General features: G+C 58.9%; 11 protein-coding genes and 1 pseudogene. 6 read left to right on the forward strand and 6 right to left on the reverse strand.

Annotated features, from left to right (window positions below):
* Window positions 1–3: 3 nt before the first annotated feature.
* Entirely contained in the window at window positions 4–3,099 is a 3,096-nt protein-coding gene (locus tag Q4B98_RS02050) for a type I restriction endonuclease subunit R (RefSeq protein WP_303195084.1), read from the reverse strand.
* Window positions 3,100–3,408: 309 nt separating this feature from the next.
* On the reverse strand, window positions 3,409–4,347 hold the full coding sequence (locus Q4B98_RS02055) for an RNA polymerase sigma factor RpoD/SigA (protein WP_303195086.1): 939 nt from the start codon (window positions 4,345–4,347) through the stop codon (window positions 3,409–3,411).
* A gap of 330 nt (window positions 4,348–4,677) precedes the next feature.
* On the opposite strand from Q4B98_RS02055, the gene Q4B98_RS02060 reads away from it, so the two are divergent.
* A complete protein-coding gene (locus tag Q4B98_RS02060; RefSeq protein ID WP_303195088.1) occupies window positions 4,678–6,351 on the forward strand; it encodes an RNA polymerase sigma factor in 1,674 nt (557 codons plus the stop codon).
* A 67-nt stretch (window positions 6,352–6,418) separates the two neighbouring features.
* Here Q4B98_RS02060 and Q4B98_RS02065 read toward each other — a convergent pair.
* Window positions 6,419–7,366, reverse strand: a pseudogene (locus tag Q4B98_RS02065) (hypothetical protein); the annotation flags it as partial.
* Window positions 7,367–7,615: 249 nt separating this feature from the next.
* On the opposite strand from Q4B98_RS02065, the gene Q4B98_RS02070 reads away from it, so the two are divergent.
* Window positions 7,616–8,056 carry a GNAT family N-acetyltransferase gene (locus tag Q4B98_RS02070; RefSeq protein ID WP_368492295.1) on the forward strand — a complete coding sequence of 147 codons (441 nt, stop codon included), beginning with the start codon at window positions 7,616–7,618 and terminating at the stop codon, window positions 8,054–8,056.
* An 83-nt stretch (window positions 8,057–8,139) separates the two neighbouring features.
* Window positions 8,140–8,721 carry a GNAT family N-acetyltransferase gene (locus tag Q4B98_RS02075; RefSeq protein WP_303195089.1) on the forward strand — a complete coding sequence of 194 codons (582 nt, stop codon included), beginning with the start codon at window positions 8,140–8,142 and terminating at the stop codon, window positions 8,719–8,721.
* 65 nt (window positions 8,722–8,786) lie between these two features.
* Here Q4B98_RS02075 and Q4B98_RS02080 read toward each other — a convergent pair whose 3' ends face one another.
* A complete protein-coding gene (locus Q4B98_RS02080) occupies window positions 8,787–9,020 on the reverse strand; it encodes a hypothetical protein (RefSeq protein WP_303195091.1) in 234 nt (77 codons plus the stop codon).
* A gap of 127 nt (window positions 9,021–9,147) precedes the next feature.
* Here Q4B98_RS02080 and Q4B98_RS02085 point away from each other — a divergent pair, with 127 nt between their 5' ends.
* The 3 genes from Q4B98_RS02085 to Q4B98_RS02095 all read left to right on the forward strand — a co-directional run bounded on the left by Q4B98_RS02085 (window position 9,148) and on the right by Q4B98_RS02095 (window position 14,306).
* Window positions 9,148–11,301, forward strand: a complete 2,154-nt coding sequence (locus tag Q4B98_RS02085) for a type IIA DNA topoisomerase subunit B (protein ID WP_303195607.1) — start codon at window positions 9,148–9,150, stop codon at window positions 11,299–11,301.
* A 306-nt stretch (window positions 11,302–11,607) separates the two neighbouring features.
* Window positions 11,608–12,927 carry an anaerobic C4-dicarboxylate transporter family protein gene (locus Q4B98_RS02090; protein ID WP_303195609.1) on the forward strand — a complete coding sequence of 440 codons (1,320 nt, stop codon included), beginning with the start codon at window positions 11,608–11,610 and terminating at the stop codon, window positions 12,925–12,927.
* 53 nt (window positions 12,928–12,980) lie between these two features.
* Complete coding sequence (locus Q4B98_RS02095; protein WP_303195092.1) at window positions 12,981–14,306, forward strand: MFS transporter; 1,326 nt, start codon at window positions 12,981–12,983, stop codon at window positions 14,304–14,306.
* A 59-nt stretch (window positions 14,307–14,365) separates the two neighbouring features.
* Here the strand turns inward: Q4B98_RS02095 and Q4B98_RS02100 are convergent, their stop codons facing one another.
* Together Q4B98_RS02100 and Q4B98_RS02105 are read right to left on the reverse strand one after the other, a co-directional pair.
* Complete coding sequence (locus tag Q4B98_RS02100; RefSeq protein WP_303195093.1) at window positions 14,366–14,896, reverse strand: carbonic anhydrase; 531 nt, start codon at window positions 14,894–14,896, stop codon at window positions 14,366–14,368.
* A complete protein-coding gene (locus tag Q4B98_RS02105; protein WP_303195095.1) occupies window positions 14,865–17,489 on the reverse strand; it encodes a DNA topoisomerase (ATP-hydrolyzing) subunit A in 2,625 nt (874 codons plus the stop codon). Before Q4B98_RS02105 ends, Q4B98_RS02100 begins: the two co-directional genes overlap by 32 nt.
* Between the last annotated feature and the right edge of the window lie 63 nt (window positions 17,490–17,552).

Consider the following 17,552-nt stretch of genomic DNA (forward strand, 5'->3'; position numbering starts at 1 on the left):
TTCCTATTCGTAGTCCTGTGTGTCCGCCCACAGCTCGCACTGGGCCATGACGGTCTCCAAGGCTTCTTCGGCCCCCTCGGGTGGGTATTTATGGCTCTTCAGCAGCCGTTTGATGATGCTGCGCATGCCGGCCTGTGTGTTCTTCTTATGCTGCCAATCTATCGTACAATTCTTCCGCAGCGCTTCGGTCAGTTCGTGGGTGATCTCGACCAGCTGGTCGTTGGTGTAAATGTCCTTCACGGCTTGCGGTTTGGTTAGCGCGTCGTAGAAGGCCAGTTCCTCTTGCGTCAGCCCCAATGCTTCGGCCTCGCCGCGCTCTGTCATCATCTCTTTGGCCATCTTGAGTAACTCATCGATGACCTGGGCGTTGGTGAGCATGCCATTGAGGTAGCTGTTGATGGCCTTCTGTAGTATCTCGCTGAACTTTTGCGATTTCACAACGCTGGTGCGCTGATAACAGCGCACCTGCTCCTTGATGAGCCGCTTAAGGGTCTCGAAAGCGATGTTCTTCTCTTGCATAGTGGCGAGTTCGTCGAGAAACCTCTTATCGAATAGCGATACTTCGACACTATTGTGCTCAAACAGGTCGATGACGCCGTCACTCTTGACTGCATGTTGCAGTATTGCGGTCACACGGTGGTTTAGCTCGGCATAACTCATACCGCCTCCGCCGCTTCCGCTCCTGCCTTGGATGCGTAGCACCTGCACGCGTAGCACAGATATGAAAGCCGCCTCGTGCTGGTCCTGCTCAGATACGAGGCTCTTACACAGGGAGAGCGCTTGGTTCATAAGCTGCGCCTGTTTGAGCAGGTCCTCAGTCTGGTGGGTGCGGGTGGGGTCGAGCAACCAGTTGACGCCGTCGGTGATACAGCTGGCTAGCTCTTGGTTGCTGCCGCCAAATATCCGGTCGTGGTAGTTGAAGCCGTAGAGCAGATCGCGGCACACCTCAAGTTTCTCGCGGAACTTCGGGTATGCGGTCTTCGCGACATCCATGTCGCCGTAGTTGGATTTGTCGCGCGCTGTGTAATCCTTCATGGCCTGCTTGAGGGCACCCGCGATGCCAATGTAATCGACAATCAGGCCGCCCTCTTTGCCGGGGTACACGCGGTTCACTCGCGCGATGGCCTGTATCAGGTTGTGGCCACGCATTGGCTTGAACACGTACATGGTCGCCAGGCTTGGTACGTCGAAGCCTGTGAGCCACATGTCCACCACGATGGCGATCTTCATCGGGTTATCGTCGCTCTTGAACTTGCGTTCCATCTCCTTCTTATGAGTAGTGCCGCCGCAGACGTCGAACCACTCCTCGGGGTCCTGGTTGCTCATGGTCATCACGACGCCGACCTTGTCTCGCCACTCGGGTCGCAACTCCATGAGCTTGTCGTAGATTTTCATCGCTATAGGGCGGCTATAGGCCACGATCATGGCTTTGCCCGTGAGCACGTCAGCTCGGTTAGTCTCGTAGTGTTCCACGATGTCGGTGCACAGCGCATTGATGGTTTCAGGGGTGCCGAAGATGGCATCCATGCGACCTAGCTCGTGTTTACTGCACTCGATGCTCTCCGCATCGGCATGTTCGGCATATTCAGCGTATACGGAGTCAAGCTGTGTAAGAACGTCCTCGTCCAGATGCAGCGCAACAACGCGGCTTTCGTAGAAGACCGGCCGGGTCGCGTTATCCTCCACAGCCTGCGTCATGTCGTACACGTCAATGTAGTCACCGAAGATCTCGCGGGTGTTCTTATCCCCAGTGGCAATAGGGGTGCCTGTGAAGCCGATGTAGCTGGCGTTGGGCAGCGCCTGACGCACCATGCGGGCCGCGCCGATGGAGACATTACCCTCGGCGTCCATGCGCTCGGTGAGTCCGTACTGGCCTCGATGGGCCTCGTCTACCATCACCACGACGTTGCTGCGGTCGCACAGCGGCTCGTCGTCGTCCATGAACTTCTGCATGGTGGTGAAGACGATGCCGTTCGCCTCTCGTCCCACCAGCAGATCCTTCAGGTCCTGACGACTCTTGGCTTTCACCGGCTCCTGCCGTAGGAACGTCTTGCAGCGGCTGAATTGTCCGAAGAGTTGATCGTCTAAGTCATTACGGTCTGTGATAACCACGATGGTTGGGCTGTCGAGGCGCTCCTGTAAAAGGTGCGCGAAGAACACCATTGACAGCGACTTGCCTGAGCCTTGTGTGTGCCAAAAAACGCCGATCTTGCCGTTACCCTCCACGGCCTCCACAGCCCGCTCTACTGCCTTACGAACGGCGAAGTACTGGTGGTAGCCGGCCAGAATCTTCACGACATTCTCGGACGAGTCATTGAAACAGATGAAGTTGTGCACAATGTCAATGAGGTGCTCTTTGGCGAGCATGCCGTCGAGCATCGTCTTCCAGTCCGCGTATGCCGTACCGGTGTAGTCGCCGTTGACAGTCTTCCAGGCGACATAGCGGTCCTCGTTGGCAGTGATCGTGCCTACCCGCGTCTCGGTGAGATCGCTCATCACACAGAAGGCATTCGGCACGAACATACTCGGAATGTGGTTCATATAGGTGCGCAGCTGCTTGTACGCGTCGGATGCGTCGGTTTCCTCACGCGAGGGGCTCTTCAGCTCAAATAACACGAGGGGCATACCGTTGACGAAGACGATGAGGTCGGCCCGCTTCTTGGAGTACTCCACACACGTCCACTGATCCACAACGTGGAACACATTGTTTAGCGGATTCTTATAGTCCAGCAGGTAGACGATGTCGTCGCGCTCCTCCTTGCCGTCGTAGAAGTGGACCTCCACGCCCGATTGAAGGTAGCCATTGAATACCTCGTTTTTCTGGTAGAGCGAACCCGCGTCGATACTCGATATCTTGAGGATGGCTTGCTCGATGGCCGGCTGCGGCAGCCCAGGGTTAATGCGGCGAAGGCTGCTGGGAAGTATCTTCGGAAGGAACACGTCATGGTAATCCTTCGTACTACGCGCAACATCGGGCCCGTGAAGATACTCATAGCCCAGGTCATCACGAAGATGTTCGATGAGAGCCTGTTCGTAGGCGTGCTCGTTAATCAGTCCCCGGACAGCCATGCGCTCGGAGGGATAGGTGACGTCAACCATGGCGCTACCTGCTTGTTATGGTGAGGAACTGGAGGCGGCTTTTCACCATTGAGAGTATAGAGACATTGGCCCAGCAGCGGTGGGGTAAGGCGCGTGGCCTTGAGTGGATAGGAGTTGTCACACCGCCTATGAGGTAGACCTCGAGATGCCTAACACCTAACCACTGTTATTCGCCTGAATGACATCGCCTTGGAGAGTACCGCCCAAGGGCTTGAACCCGACCGCGCAGTGTTGGTGTGTTGCAGTTCGAATATGACAAGAGGTGGGAGTCAATCAAAGTTGACTCCCACCTCCAGAGGATTGCCTTGGTCAGGCGGCCATGGTGGCCAGGTTTCGCTGACGCATTGTGGCCAGGGCGGCACGCTCGATCTGACGGACTCGCTCGGCAGTGATTCCCCAGACCTTGCCAATGTCGGCAAGCTTGGCTTGGCGACCGTCAACGAGTCCGTAGCGCCTACGCACGATGTCTGCGGAGCGCTCATCGAGATCGTCGAGTAGCCCTTCGAGACGACCGCGATCCTCGGCGTCTAGGACAATATCGTCGGGGCCGGGGGAGGTCTCACGGGCAATGAGGTCACCCAAGCTGGTGTCGCCGTCGTCCTCGACCGGGGCGTCGAGGGAGACGTGGTCGCGCCCGAAACGGATGAGTTCTATGACGCGCTCTTCGGTGATTTCCAGCTCTTCAGCGATCTCGGAGGTTTCCGGCTCACGGCCCAACTGACGTTCGAGGTTGCGGCGGGCGGCTGAAACCTGATTCACCTGTTCGGCGACATGGACCGGGAGACGGACAATGCGTCCCTGCTGAGCAATGCCGCGGCTGATGGCCTGACGCACCCACCAGGTCGCGTAAGTCGAGAATTTGAATCCCTTGGCGTAGTCGAATTTTTCGACGGCGCGGATGAGGCCGGTGTTGCCTTCCTGAACCAGGTCGAGAAGTGGCATCTGAGACCGACCGTACTTGCGGGCTACCGAGACGACCAGGCGCAGGTTGGCGCGCACGAAGTGGGCCATGGCCTCGTCACCGTCAGCCGCGATGATATGCAGTTCCTCCTTGGTGGCATCTGAGGTGGTCTCAGCATGGCCTTCGAGAATGGCGCGGGCATACACACCCGCTTCGATCCGTCGGGCTAATGCGACCTCCTCCGCAGCATTGAGCAGCGGGGTGCGGGCGATTCCGTCCAAGTAGAGGCCGACGGCGTCCTTTCCATCAATGCCATCGGTGGTACGAACCCGGGACTTGGTGTCCATGTACTTCGCCTTTCTCCGTCTGACTAGCTGTTGCCTATATCAACGCGAGAAGGGTCGGTTGTCATCCCTCATCGGTGGAAGAGCGCCTGCAGTCGTGGCCGAAAGCGGAGGATCAGACTGTGGTCGTACCTGGTTGTATGGTGCAGCCATTCCATGGCAGGAGAGCGCAGTAGGACACCTCAGTTTGTGTCATTGGTCGGGTGGTGCCACAATTGCTCCAGGGTCTTGACGCCTCCCGGGCGTCGTATGCCCTTGGGTCTGCTAGGCGGTTGTTCGCCGGTTCTCTTGGACCCATTTTGGAGGGGACAGCACTGAAGGACTAGTCAGTCCTTGGAGAGGATACCCGTGTCGACCACCACGTCCAGCACTGCAAAAACCGCAGCAGACGAGGAGGCGAAGACAGCCACCACGAGGAAGCGCACACGTTCCACCTCTGCCAAGACCGGTACTACCGGCCGGGCCAAGAAGACCACGACGAAGACGAATTTGTCATCCGCCGAGAAGGCGTCGAGCAAGACTGCGAAGGCGTCGACCAAAAAGTCGGCTGGCGCGACCAAGGCCTCCGCAGCCACGAAGACCTCTAGTAAGAAGTCCACGACAAAGTCTGCCGGTACGAAGACCGCTGCACAATCCACCAAGACTGCAGCAGCGAAAGCGACGAAGGCTTCAGGTACGACGAAAACCTCGAGTGCTAAGAAAGCTTCGAGTGCCTCGAAAGCCTCGGGCACGAAGGCCTCTGGGGCTAAGTCGACGACCACGAAGTCGTCCGGGACGAAAGCCTCTGCAACAAAGTCGACCAGAACGAAGAAGTCCACAGGCAAGAAGTCGACCACTCGATTGAAAGCCAAGAAGGAAACCACCATTGCCGAGGCGGCTTCCGGCAAGGTTGATGTGACGGTAGAGCGCGACGGCGACGACGTTGTGCTGACCGTTGGCGGTAAGAAGCGTTCGCTCGATGACGTCGACGAGCGTGATTATGACCCGGCTGAGGCTGCCAAGGACGAGCAGCAGATTAATAAGGAGACCGAGGCTTTCTCCCTGTCCGACAACGATGACGCCGATGAACCCGAGCAGACCGTCATGGTTGCTGGTGCCACCGCCGATCCCGTCAAGGACTACCTCAAGCAGATCGGCAAGGTGGCCCTGCTCAACGCTGTCGAGGAAGTTGACCTCGCTAAGCGTATTGAGGCCGGCTTGTTCGCCGGTGAGCAGTTGGCTGACCCGGATGCCAAGATCCCGGAGAAGGATCGCGAGGATTACGAGTGGATCGCCGAGGATGGCAAGGCGGCTAAGAACCATCTACTGGAGGCCAACCTCCGCCTGGTGGTGTCGTTGGCCAAGCGCTACACCGGTCGCGGCATGCTCTTCCTCGACCTCATTCAGGAGGGCAACCTCGGTCTCATCCGCGCCGTCGAAAAGTTCGACTACACCAAGGGCTATAAGTTCTCGACCTACGCCACATGGTGGATTAAGCAGGCCATCACCCGTGCCATGGCTGACCAAGCGCGCACCATCCGTATCCCGGTGCATATGGTCGAGGTCATTAACAAACTGGCCCGCGTCCAGCGTCAGATGCTTCAGGACCTGGGACGTGAACCTACTCCTGAGGAGCTGGCCAAAGAACTCGACATGACTGCCGAGAAGGTCATCGAAGTGCAGAAGTACGGTCGCGAGCCGATATCTCTGCACACCCCGCTGGGTGAAGATGGTGACTCAGAGTTCGGCGACCTTATTGAGGATTCCGAGGCCATCGTGCCGGCAGATGCCGTCAACTTCACCTTGTTGCAGGAGCAGTTGCACGACGTTCTGGATACCTTGTCCGAGCGCGAGGCCGGGGTGGTGTCGATGCGATTCGGATTGACCGATGGTCAGCCGAAGACCCTCGACGAGATTGGCAAGGTTTACGGCGTCACCCGTGAGCGTATTCGTCAGATTGAGTCCAAGACGATGTCGAAACTGCGCCACCCGAGTCGTTCTCAGGTGCTGCGCGATTACCTCGACTGAGGACTCACCGCGACGAATGTGGGGCACCCGTACGGGTGCCCCCTTCTGTCATGTTCGAGTGATGACATCATCGTTTCACGTCGTCAAGGAAGTGTCGGACGGTGATCTCGTCAGGGTTGAACCCATCAGGTAACCCTTCCAGGTTCATGATGACGCTGCTGCCGGGTCGCACGTCGAGGGCTGAAACGTCGGCCCGGACTCCGGGTCACGGTGTCAGTGACACGGGCTGGTCGGGCATTGCTAATCCATAGTTCCAAGGCCTCGTTTGTCAGCCGTAGGATGGGCAGGGTCGGCGCGAAGGCGTGAGCTGCTGCGTAATAGCCAGGCTTGGCTCCGAGGTTATGATCGAGTAAGGACCACGTCATTCTGGGCCAGGGTTCATTGAGCTGCCAGACCAAGGTTCCGGCGCAGTGGGGCCACCGATGTCTGCTCCGTGCCAGACCTCCCAGGCATGGCGATCGCCGGAACCGGTGCCATTGATGCGCGGATCGGTGTCGATGTCAGTGGCAGGGCTGTTGGCTCAGTAATCCACGGTGGGACTATTGCGACCGACGGCTTCAGGCAAGATTTCGTCAAAGATTTCCGATCCCCACGCCCCTGGGTCCAGATTGCGCCATACCGCCTGGTGCATGGCCTGCACCTCATTGCCGCCAGCCCACAGCGCAAGGCTCGGATGGTTGGCCAGACGACGGGTCTGATAATCGGCTTCGGTACGTATTTCGGACATGAATTCCCGATCGTCACCGGGGTAGTCAATACAGGCGAGCATGAAATCGTGCCACACGAGGATTCCGTTCTCGTCGCAGGCATCCATAAAAGCGTCGGAAGCGTAGACCCCGTCTCCCCAGACTCGCACCATCGTCATTCCGCCGTTGCGGCAAGCGGTCACGAGATCGGGGGAGTGGTCAACTTCGATGGTGCGAATTCCGGTCATTCCGGAATCTGTGGCTATGGTGGCGGCGTCCTTACCGTGGACGCTGATCTCGACACGATATAGGGATGGCTCACCCATGTCGTCGACACAGTGAGGGCGGTCGGAATGATGAGGGCCATCGCTGAGACGACAACGGCCACCACTCGAACAGCGCCTCTCCCCAGAAGGGCAAAGAGAAGGGCGATAGTGGAGATGACGAAGGGTTTGCGTGTCTGGTACGTGTCCACGGTACTCAGGGGCCGTGATAGGTACGATCACGGCACAGGAGGGATCATGGCTATCAGAATCAGACAGGCGGCCGTCGGCGATGGCCAGGCTGTTGCGGCGTGTATGAGGACGTGCTGGGAGGAGTCCTTTCTCAGTTACTCGCCATGGTGTCTGACATGGTTTGACTCCCACCGTTCAGATCTGGGGCCGACTCTCGATGACCGAATGTCTCACGGCGAATATGTCTGGTTGGCTGTCGATACCGAATCGACCACCGATGGACTTCTCGATCTCGTCGGATTCGCGTGGGCAGGAGTCCACCTCGATGCCCCCACTCCGTTGGAACTCGAGAGCCTCTATGTCCGTTCCCGCCTGCATGGCACAGGGCTGGGACAAGCCCTCATGAAGACCGCCATCGGTGATTCGCCGGCCTACGTCATGGTTTATCCAGACAATGCCCGCGCTAAAGCGTTCTATCGGCGTAACGGCTTTTCACCTGACGGCTATCTTGACGATCACCGAGATGAAGATCCGGCCTACGTTTTGGAGCGCTGGATTCGTTGAATCCGCTGTCCCCTTGGTGTCGAACCCCCCATTGGCCGTGCAAACCGCGCCTGCGTGAGGCTTCAGACCGGTAGGATCAGGTCATGGATACGTCAGTCAATGTCGACACATCGTCAAGAACGGCGCACGATCCGGCCACGGCTCCCGGTCGTTTCGTCGTCAGGGATGCACACCGCGAAGACCTGCCTGAGGCTGTGGGTGTTCAAGTGGTGTGCTTCCGGGAAATTGGTCAGGGGGTGATCCCCAAAGACATCCTCAGCGAAGTCACCGGTCCCGGTATTGTCCACACCACTGTTGAACAATGGCAACAGTTCATGGATGAGGGGGCGATCTTTAAGATTCTTGTCGACCGCCTCGACATGAAAATCGTTGGAGTGGCGATGGTGCGCACATCTACCAGTCCAGACGCTCCTACGCCATGGGAGGTTGCGACTCTTCACGTTCTGCCTGAAGCTCGCAGTTGTGGGGCTTCGGACGAGCTTCTCAGGTCCTGTCTCGGAGGCCGCCCAGCCTATGTGTGGGTCTTCGCCAACAATGCCCGCGCGATCAGGTTCTACCAGCGTCACGGATTCCGCCTCGACGACACCGACGGTGCGGTCGATGATTCCCTCGGCGGATTGGAACTCCAGCGGCTCATTCGTGAGGACGAAATCGAAACCGAGTGACGATCACACCTGGATGGACCACCGTTACATCGACCACACCGTCGGTGTTGCAGGCAGTAGGTCTCTCAGGCACGTGAGGACAGCTTCGTGGTGTCGTCTTGAATGTGTAAGGCCACCTGTTTCAGCTTGTCTTCGTGTGCCCGAGCGTGGTGGGCACAGAAGAGGAGCTCGCCGCCGTTGTACAAAGTGATACGCACATAGGCTTGTGCGCCGCAACGATCACAACGATCCGCAGTGGTGAGGTCGCGGTGCTCGATCATCGTGGTGCTCATGACAACCTCCTCCGGTTCCGTATTCATTCAGCGTACTGAACAACGTACGTCATCGCGGCAATGTTCCCAGCTGTATCGGGTAATAAACACTGCTGGAGTCGATCATTGACTTCACAGCCGTGTCCGAGCCTGCCGATAAGGTGTCTGCGTGACCATGGACAAGACCTCATTATCCGGCGCTGCTGAGACCTTGCTCAGTGCGGGAAGCACGGTGCGCACGGCGTCGACGAGCCGCGAGTATGGTGCCAAGAATCTCCTGGTGCTCGAAGGTCTTGAGGCGGTTCGAAAGCGTCCCGCCATGTACATCGGGTCAACGGACACCCGCGGTCTCATGCACTGTCTGTGGGAGATTTTCGACAACAGTGTTGATGAGGCTCTCGCCGGTTTCGGACGCCGTATTACCGTCACTCTCGAGAAGGGCGGGTCGATCCTCGTCACCGACCAGGGACGCGGTATCCCGGTTGACATCGAGCCCAGAACGGGGTTGAGCGGTGTCGAGGTGGTCTACACGAAACTCCATGCCGGCGGAAAGTTTGGTGGTGGGGCCTACAACGTCTCCGGCGGCCTGCACGGGGTGGGGGCGTCGGTCGTCAATGCCGTTTCGTCTCGTTTGGACGTCGAGGTGGATCGCAAGTCCACAGTGTGGGGAATGAGCTTCCGACACGGTGTTCCCGGCATTTTCGACGGGGACGGCCCGGATGCTGGCTTCACCCCGCAGTCTGGGGTGCGCAAGATCGGTAAGGCCAAGAGGGGTGCCACCGGTACCCGGGTGCGCTACTGGCCGGATCGCCAGATTTTCCTGCCCGACGCCACACTATCGTGGTCCAAACTTGCTGATCGCGCTCGTCAGACAGCCTTCCTCGTTCCGGGACTAGAGGTTGTGATAAGCGATGAGCGGGGTATCCAGACGGATCCGGAGACCGGCGATGTCCTCGAGACCGTCTCCGAGACGATGCGTTTCGACGGCGGTATTTCAGAGTTCGCCGAATACCTTGCCAACGATCAGCCCGTCAATGATGTCATGAGGTTGCAGGGCGAGGCCTCGTTCACTGAGACCGTTCCCATGCTCGACGAAAACGGTGGCATGACACCAACGGACGTCGATCGCGATCTCGAGGTGGACATCGCCTTGCGGTGGGGGACCGGCTACGACACCACGGTCCGTTCCTTCGTCAATATCATCGCTACCCCGAAAGGCGGCACCCATGTCCAGGGGTTCGAGCAAGGGCTGCTGCGGGCTTTCAATGCGGGTTTGGAGGGGACCCGCATTCTCAAGTCGTCCGAGGAGATCGTCAAGGATGATGTCCTGGAGGGGCTGACCGCCGTCGTGACGGTGAGTCTGGCTGAGCCTCAGTTCGAGGGGCAGACCAAAGAGGTCCTGGGCACCCCACCTGTGCGTCGGTTAGTCGCACGCATCGTCGAGGAGAAGATGACGGCCTTCCTGACCTCCTCCAAGAGTGCCGACAAACCAGTGGCCCGCGCTCTTATGGAGAAGGTCGTCAATGCGTCGAGGGCCCGTGTCGCAGCCCGCGCCCACAAGGAGAATCAGCGTCGCAAGAACGCCTTGGAGTCTTCCCATCTGCCTCCCAAGCTCAAGGACTGCCGCTCCTCGGACCCCGACGTCACAGAGCTGTTTATCGTCGAGGGTGATTCAGCCTTGGGGACGGCCAATGTGGCGCGCAACTCTGAGCACCAAGCCTTGCTCCCGATTCGAGGCAAGATCCTTAACGTTCAGAAGGCCGATCTGGGTGCCATGCTCAAAAACCTCGAGTGCGCGTCAATCATCCAAGTCGTCGGGGCTGGTTCGGGAAAAACCTTCGACCTTGACCAGGCCCGTTACGGCAAGGTCATCTTCATGGCCGACGCTGACTCCGATGGCGCCCACATCCGCTGTCTGTTGGCTACCCTCTTTTTCCGCTACATGCGACCGATGGTAGAAGCGGGCCGGGTGTTTTCTGCGGTGCCGCCATTGCACCGCTTTGAACTTATCAACCCCAAGCGCGGGATGGACAAGTATCTCTATACCTATACCGACGCCGAGTACCAGCGCACCGCCGCCCAGCTGACCAAGAAGGGGGTGCGGTTCAAAGAACCGCAACGGTACAAGGGTCTTGGTGAAATGGACGCATCGCAGCTCAAGGAGACGACCATGGACCCACGCCATCGCACCTTGCGGCGTATCACTGTTGACGATGCTGCTGAGGCTGAGAGGACGTTCGAGATTCTCATGGGCAACGACGTTGCCCCGCGCAAGCAATTCATCGTCGAAGGGGCCTACCGTCTCGACGCTGAACAAATCGACGCCTGAGCAGGCTCTCCGCTCCCAATCGGCCCATGTCTCGCGAAGACCTTCCGTCGCCTTGTCGGAGGTGGTTCTGCAAGGCCGTGATGTGCGCAAACGCTCGTCGCAAGACCGCGTGTATGAAAAATTACAGTGAACCGCTTCGGCGATAGAATGTAGTCCACCAAGGTTCTCTTCGAGAGGCCGTGGAGACAAGTCATGGTCCTGAATGGATAGAAGCAGGCGAGCGTGTATGGTGTGACGACAGTCTGGTGGCGTGCGCAACGACATGGGCAAAATCGACAGGGAGTCCTCACCGAGGGGGCTGCAACGATGATCTGGTTTCATTTGGCGGTTGCCATCGTCTTCATCGTCATTGGCTCGCGGCTAGGCGGGGTCGGCGTCGGACTTGCTGGAGGGGCGGGGTGCATTGTCCTCGCGGCCACTGGCCTTCATACCGACGTGGCCGAGGATATTCCCTGGTCGGTCATCGGCATCATCATGACCGTGATCTGCGCTATCGCCGCCCTCCAACTCGCGGGTGCTATGGACTATCTTGTGCACCTGACTGAGGTCATGCTGCGCAAACACCCGAACCAGATCAACTACCTGGCACCACTGGCGACCTTCCTGCTGTCTCTGCTGTGTGGAACGGGCCATACCGCCTATTCCGTGCTTCCTGTCATCGTGGAAGTGGCCAAGGAGCATAAGATCCGGCCATCGAGACCGCTTTCCATAGCCGTTGTGGCATCCCAGGTTGCGGTGGCCTCTTCGCCGATCTCGGCGGCGACTTTGGCATTAGTCGGAGTTCTCGAACCGTTGGGAGTGGGCTATCTCAAGATCCTTGCAGTGACGATTCCCACCACCTTCATCGGGTGCGCTGTCGGTGCCGTTGTCGCATCGCATCAAGGCAAGGATCTGGTCGATGATCCGATCTATCAGGAACGTGAAGCCAAGGGCTTGGTGAGCCACAATGCTGCTGTCTCCAATACCGAGTGGAAGCCGAAACGGGCTGCCATTCCCAGCCTCGTTGCTTTCCTCGTCGCTCTTATCGTGGTGGTCGGTTACGCCACCGTCTCATCAGAGGAAGTAGGTGTCCTTGCCAAACCTCCGATGACGTCCTCTGCGGCGATCATGCTCATCATGCTGACGACGGCAATGATCGTCTGCTGGATTTCACGCGAGGATGTTAAACAGATCACGACCCAAGGCACATTTCGTGCCGGTATGTCTGCCGCAATCTGCATTTTAGGATTAGCGTGGCTGGGCAATATGTTCGTCAACAACTACATGGATGTCCTCACCCATGCCGGGGCTTCGGTCCTGCACTCCGCCCCATGGTTCCTCTCGGTGATCCTGTATCTTGCTGCGCCACTGATGTTCTCTCACGCTGCGACGACGGTCGCGTTCATGCCAGTGGTGGCCAAAATAGGTGTGTCTCCAATCGTGATGTTGGCCTGCTACCCGGCGGTGGCCAATTACTACCTGCTGCCGAATTACCCGACGACGGTTGCAGCTATGGAGATGGACGACACTGGATCGACGCGAGTCGGGCGAATCGTCCTTAACCATCCCTTCGTTCTTCCGGGCACCGTATCGATTGGGGTGACGATCCTTCTGGGGGCTTTCTGGGCACCCGTTGTGCTGGGATGAGGCCTGACGAGACATAGGCACGTGTTCATGTCGGGTCGCTACACTCCACAAGCATGAGCCAAACCGACGTGTCGGCTGATCGACGTAAACGGGTGTTTGCCTGGGCCATGTGGGACCCGGGCACTCAGCCTTTCGCGTCGGTCATCACCACTTTTGTCTTTGCTGTTTACATTGTTGGTGACGACTTCGGGTCGCAGGACACCACGACGACGGCCCTGTCGTGGACGATGAGTCTGGCCGGTTTGCTCATCGCTTTGCTGGCACCGGTCGTTGGGCAGTGGGCGGACAGGCGAGGATGCCAGGTCAGGGTCCTGAAGTGGCTCACCTGGATGCTTGCCGTGATGTCCGGATTGCTGTTCTTCATCAAACCCCACCCCTCTTACCTCGTTTTGGGACTGGTGTTGTTGGGAGTCGGCACAGTCATCTCGGACGTCGGCAGTTCTCTCTACAACGGCATGCTCGATGACGTAGCTGAGCCTGGCAAGATTGGCCGTATCTCTGGATTGGGATGGGGGATGGGGTATCTGGGCGGAATCGTCGCCCTGCTGGTCATCTACATCGCCTGGATCAAGCCGGACGTCGGCTGGTTCGGGGTGACGAGCGACGAGGGCATGAATATCCGTGTGGCAATGCTGTTTTGCGCCATATGGGTCCTGGTGTTGACCCTGCCGACTTTCCTCATTTTGCGTGACAGCCCGCGCCCGACAAACCAGTCCGAACCCAAGCTGCGTGGATTTCGGGCTCTAGGACACGCCTATGCCGAGCTGTGGCGCAGTGTGGTGCGAATATGGCATATCAGCCGCAATACCATCGTCTTCCTGATCGCTTCAGCACTGTTCCGCGACGGGCTCAATGGCGTCTTCCAATTTGGCGGCCCGATCGCTAGCCAGACCTTCGACTTCAGTTCTGCCGATGTCCTCATCTTCGGCATCGTGGCCAATCTGGTCGCCGGTATCTCGACCATCTTCCTGGGACGTCTCGACGACCGGGTCGGCCCCAAACACCTCATCATCTTCTCATTGGTCGTGCTGTCAGTTTGTGGCATTGGTGTGTTCATCGGCCACACCGGTTCGGCCATGGTGTTCTGGGTGCTTGGACTCATCATGTGCGCCTTTGTCGGTCCGGCTCAGTCGGCCTCACGAAGTCTGCTCACTCGAATCTGCCCGCCAGGATGTCAGGGAGAGGTCTTTGGTCTCTACGCCACCACTGGAAAAGCAGTGTCTTTCCTGACCCCGGCCCTGTTCGGTCTTTTCGTCACGATGGGACACGCTGTCACCGGCGGCGACAACAACCAGTACTGGGGGATCATCGGCATTGTTCTGGTGCTCGTCGTCGGCCTGGTAGCGATGATTCCGGTCAGCACCGCCGAGTCTCACTGATTCAGGTAGCCTGGCGCGGATAATTCGCGGCAGCTGATTCACAGCCAAGGAGGGGAGAATCAACAGACTCGGTTGACCCGTCCGGTGCTGACGTCATAGATCATCCCGCACACTTCAGCAGCCACTTTCGGGTCCTGCCGCAGGACCTCGACGTCGTAGCGCAGTCCGGCCATTTGATCTGGGGTTGACCCGATACGCATGCCCGACAGGTCCGTGTCGTCGGCCTGACGCACCTTCTCGATGACGGAGGCGTCGTCACCACTGGCCATCGCACACTTGGTGTGGCCTAGGATGACGATCCGATCAATCCCGAGAGCATGAGAACCCACCACTAGCCCGATATGGGCGTCGGGGGTCAATCGGCCACCGGGAGTGCGCAGCACCTTGGCGTCACCGACCTTGAGATCAAAGATCGCAAGGGGGTCGAGCCGACAATCCATGCAACAGACGATCCCAAGTCCTCGAGCTGCTTGCCCAGGCAGTTCTGCCAGGCTGAAGGACTCCGCATATCGGGCATTGCCATCCATCAGGTCGTCGAACATGGTCACAGCCTCCTGATTAACTGAACAGATCTGGTTCTGGTTCGTCATTGTGGTGATTATTGGCACGGCGATGACGTCGGTGCGGCGATTCCTGTGAGTCTTCCGCAGGCGCTGACTGCGGTGCAGGGATGAGAGCTCCATCCGGGGTGTCACCATCGCTCTTGTGGTTGCCCGGATCGACAGTGCCGGCGGATGGGGCTGAGCCGTCATTATCGGTGTCATGACTTCGGGTGCTTATGGCGAGGATGGGCTGGCGTCCCTGATCTCCGGAACCGTCGCGGCGCATATTTGGCTCTGGTAGTTCGACCGGAACACCAGATGCTGCACATGCGACCGCAGGATCAGGGCCAATCCAGGCGAGTACCAGCGCTGTTTCTCCCTTGAGGAAGCGCTGGCACCTCATACCACCAGTCGCGCGGCCCTTGGCGGGGTACTGGTCGAAGGGGGTCACCTTGACCGAGCCGGGTTCTTTGCCAGCGGCAGCAGGGGATGAAGCCGCCACCGTCACGACCGACGAACCATGGCGGGGAGCTGCACCAAAGAAGATCACCGGGTCCTTGGCTTTGATACCGGTCACACCGCCGCCTGAGCGGCCCTGCGGACGCACCGAGGAGGCAGGGAAGTGGAGCAGGGAGGCTCCGGCGGTGACGAAGCACAGTTCGAGATTCTCGTCGTCCAGTTCGACCGCGCCGACAACCTCGTCACCATCTTTGAGGCTGATGACCTCCCAGAAATCCTTGCCGAGTAGTGCCGGATTGACCCGTTTGACAATGCCGTTGCGGGTTCCCAGAGCCAGGGATGGGCCTTCCCCGGACAGGCTCGTCACCGCTAGGGCCTTCTCGTCTTTCTTCAGCCCAACGAGGTCTGCCAGCGGTATACCACCGGCCACTGATGGGGCGGTGGCAGTCACTGGCAGGCTGGGCAGCTCGATGGCGTGTGCCCTGACGAGACGACCCGTACTGGTGATAATCGTGAAATCACCACGGGCCGTGGCCCGGGCACGAGAGATAATGACGTCGTGACTGGTCCGGTCCCCATCACCGGGGAGGGCGTCCTCGGTGTCGATACGGGCCAACAGACCAGTGGCCGACAGCAGCACCCAGCAGGGGTTATCGGGAACCTCCAGGGGAGCCGACGCGGCAGCAACGGCAGGAGCTGCCCCGAGCAGGACGGTGCGTCGCGGGGTCCCGTACTTAGCCGACACCTCGGCCAGGTCCTGCGAGACGACCCGACGCAGTTCGGCATCGTCGTTGACGATAAGGGTCAGGCCTTCAATACGCTCTCGCAGCTCATCACGCTCAGACTCCAACTCGATCGTGGAGAACTTGGTTAGGCGACGAAGCTGCATGTCGAGGATGTAATTGGCTTGCACCTCGTCAAGGGTGAAGGCCTCCATGAGTCGGGTGCGTGCTGTTGCTGCGTCCTCAGAAGATCGAATGATGGCGATAACGTCGTCGATGTCGACGATGGCCAGCAGTAGCCCCTCGACAAGGTGGAGGCGGTCCTTGGCCTTGTTGAGCTGGAATGTGGTGCGTCGCAAGGTGACGTCGAGGCGATGGTCGAGGTAGACCTGCAGCATGTCCTGCAGACCGAGGGTGCGTGGCTGTCCCTCGACGAGGCTGACGGCGTTGATGGCGAAGGAGTCTTCCAGCTTGGTGAGCTTATAGAGCCGCTCCAGCAGCGCTTCCGGATTGATACCGTTCTTGACCTCGATGACCAAGCGGGTGCCCTTGGTGAGGTCGGTGAGGTCCTTGACATCGGAGATACCAGTAAGTTTCTTGGCCTGCACCAGGGTCTTGATCTGGTCGATGATCCGCTCCGGGCCAACCATGTACGGCAATTCGGTGACGACAATTCCGCGGCGTCGTGGAGAGACCTTTTCTATGCGTGCCGTGGCGCGGATCTTGAAGGAGCCTTTGCCGGTGCGGTAGGCGTTCGTGATTCCGTCAAGGCCGATAATCCGTCCGCCGGTGGGCAGATCCGGTCCTGGGATGAAACGCATGATTTCTTCCAAATCGGCGTCCGGATGGTCAAGCATGTGACGAAGGGCAGCGACAACCTCGACGAGGTTGTGCGGCGGAATGTTGGTGGCCATACCCACCGCGATGCCAGAAGCTCCGTTCACGAGCAGGTTCGGGAAGGCGGCCGGTAACACTGACGGCTCGGTCTCCTTGCCGTCATAGTTGGGTTCGAAATCGACGGTGTCCTCGTCGAGTCCGTCAATCATGGCCAAGGCTGCTGGAGCCATGCGGCACTCGGTGTAGCGCATGGCAGCTGGGCCGGCATCCAAGGATCCGAAGTTACCGTGTCCGTCGACCAGAGGCAGACGCATGGCCCAAGGCTGGGCGGTGCGGACGAGGGCATCGTAGATGGCGGCGTCGCCGTGGGGGTGAAGCTGGCCCATCACTTGGCCAACCACACGGGCCGATTTCACATGGGCACGATCGGGGCGAACCCCCATGTCACCCATGGTGTAAAGGATACGGCGTTGAACCGGTTTGAGGCCGTCGCGGGCATCAGGAAGGGCGCGAGAGTAGATGACGGAGTAGGCGTATTCGAGGAAGCTGTTCTCCATTTCGCGGGAGACATCGACGTCGATGATGTTCTCGGTGAAGTCGTCGTCCACCGTCGTTCCTGCCATCTCGGTACCTCCCTAGCAGCGCGCGCTAACGACCTATTTTGGTCGATTGCCGCGAAATCCGCA

This window comes from Cutibacterium sp. (assembly GCF_030525615.1).
In the GTDB taxonomy this organism is placed as follows: domain Bacteria; phylum Actinomycetota; class Actinomycetes; order Propionibacteriales; family Propionibacteriaceae; genus Cutibacterium.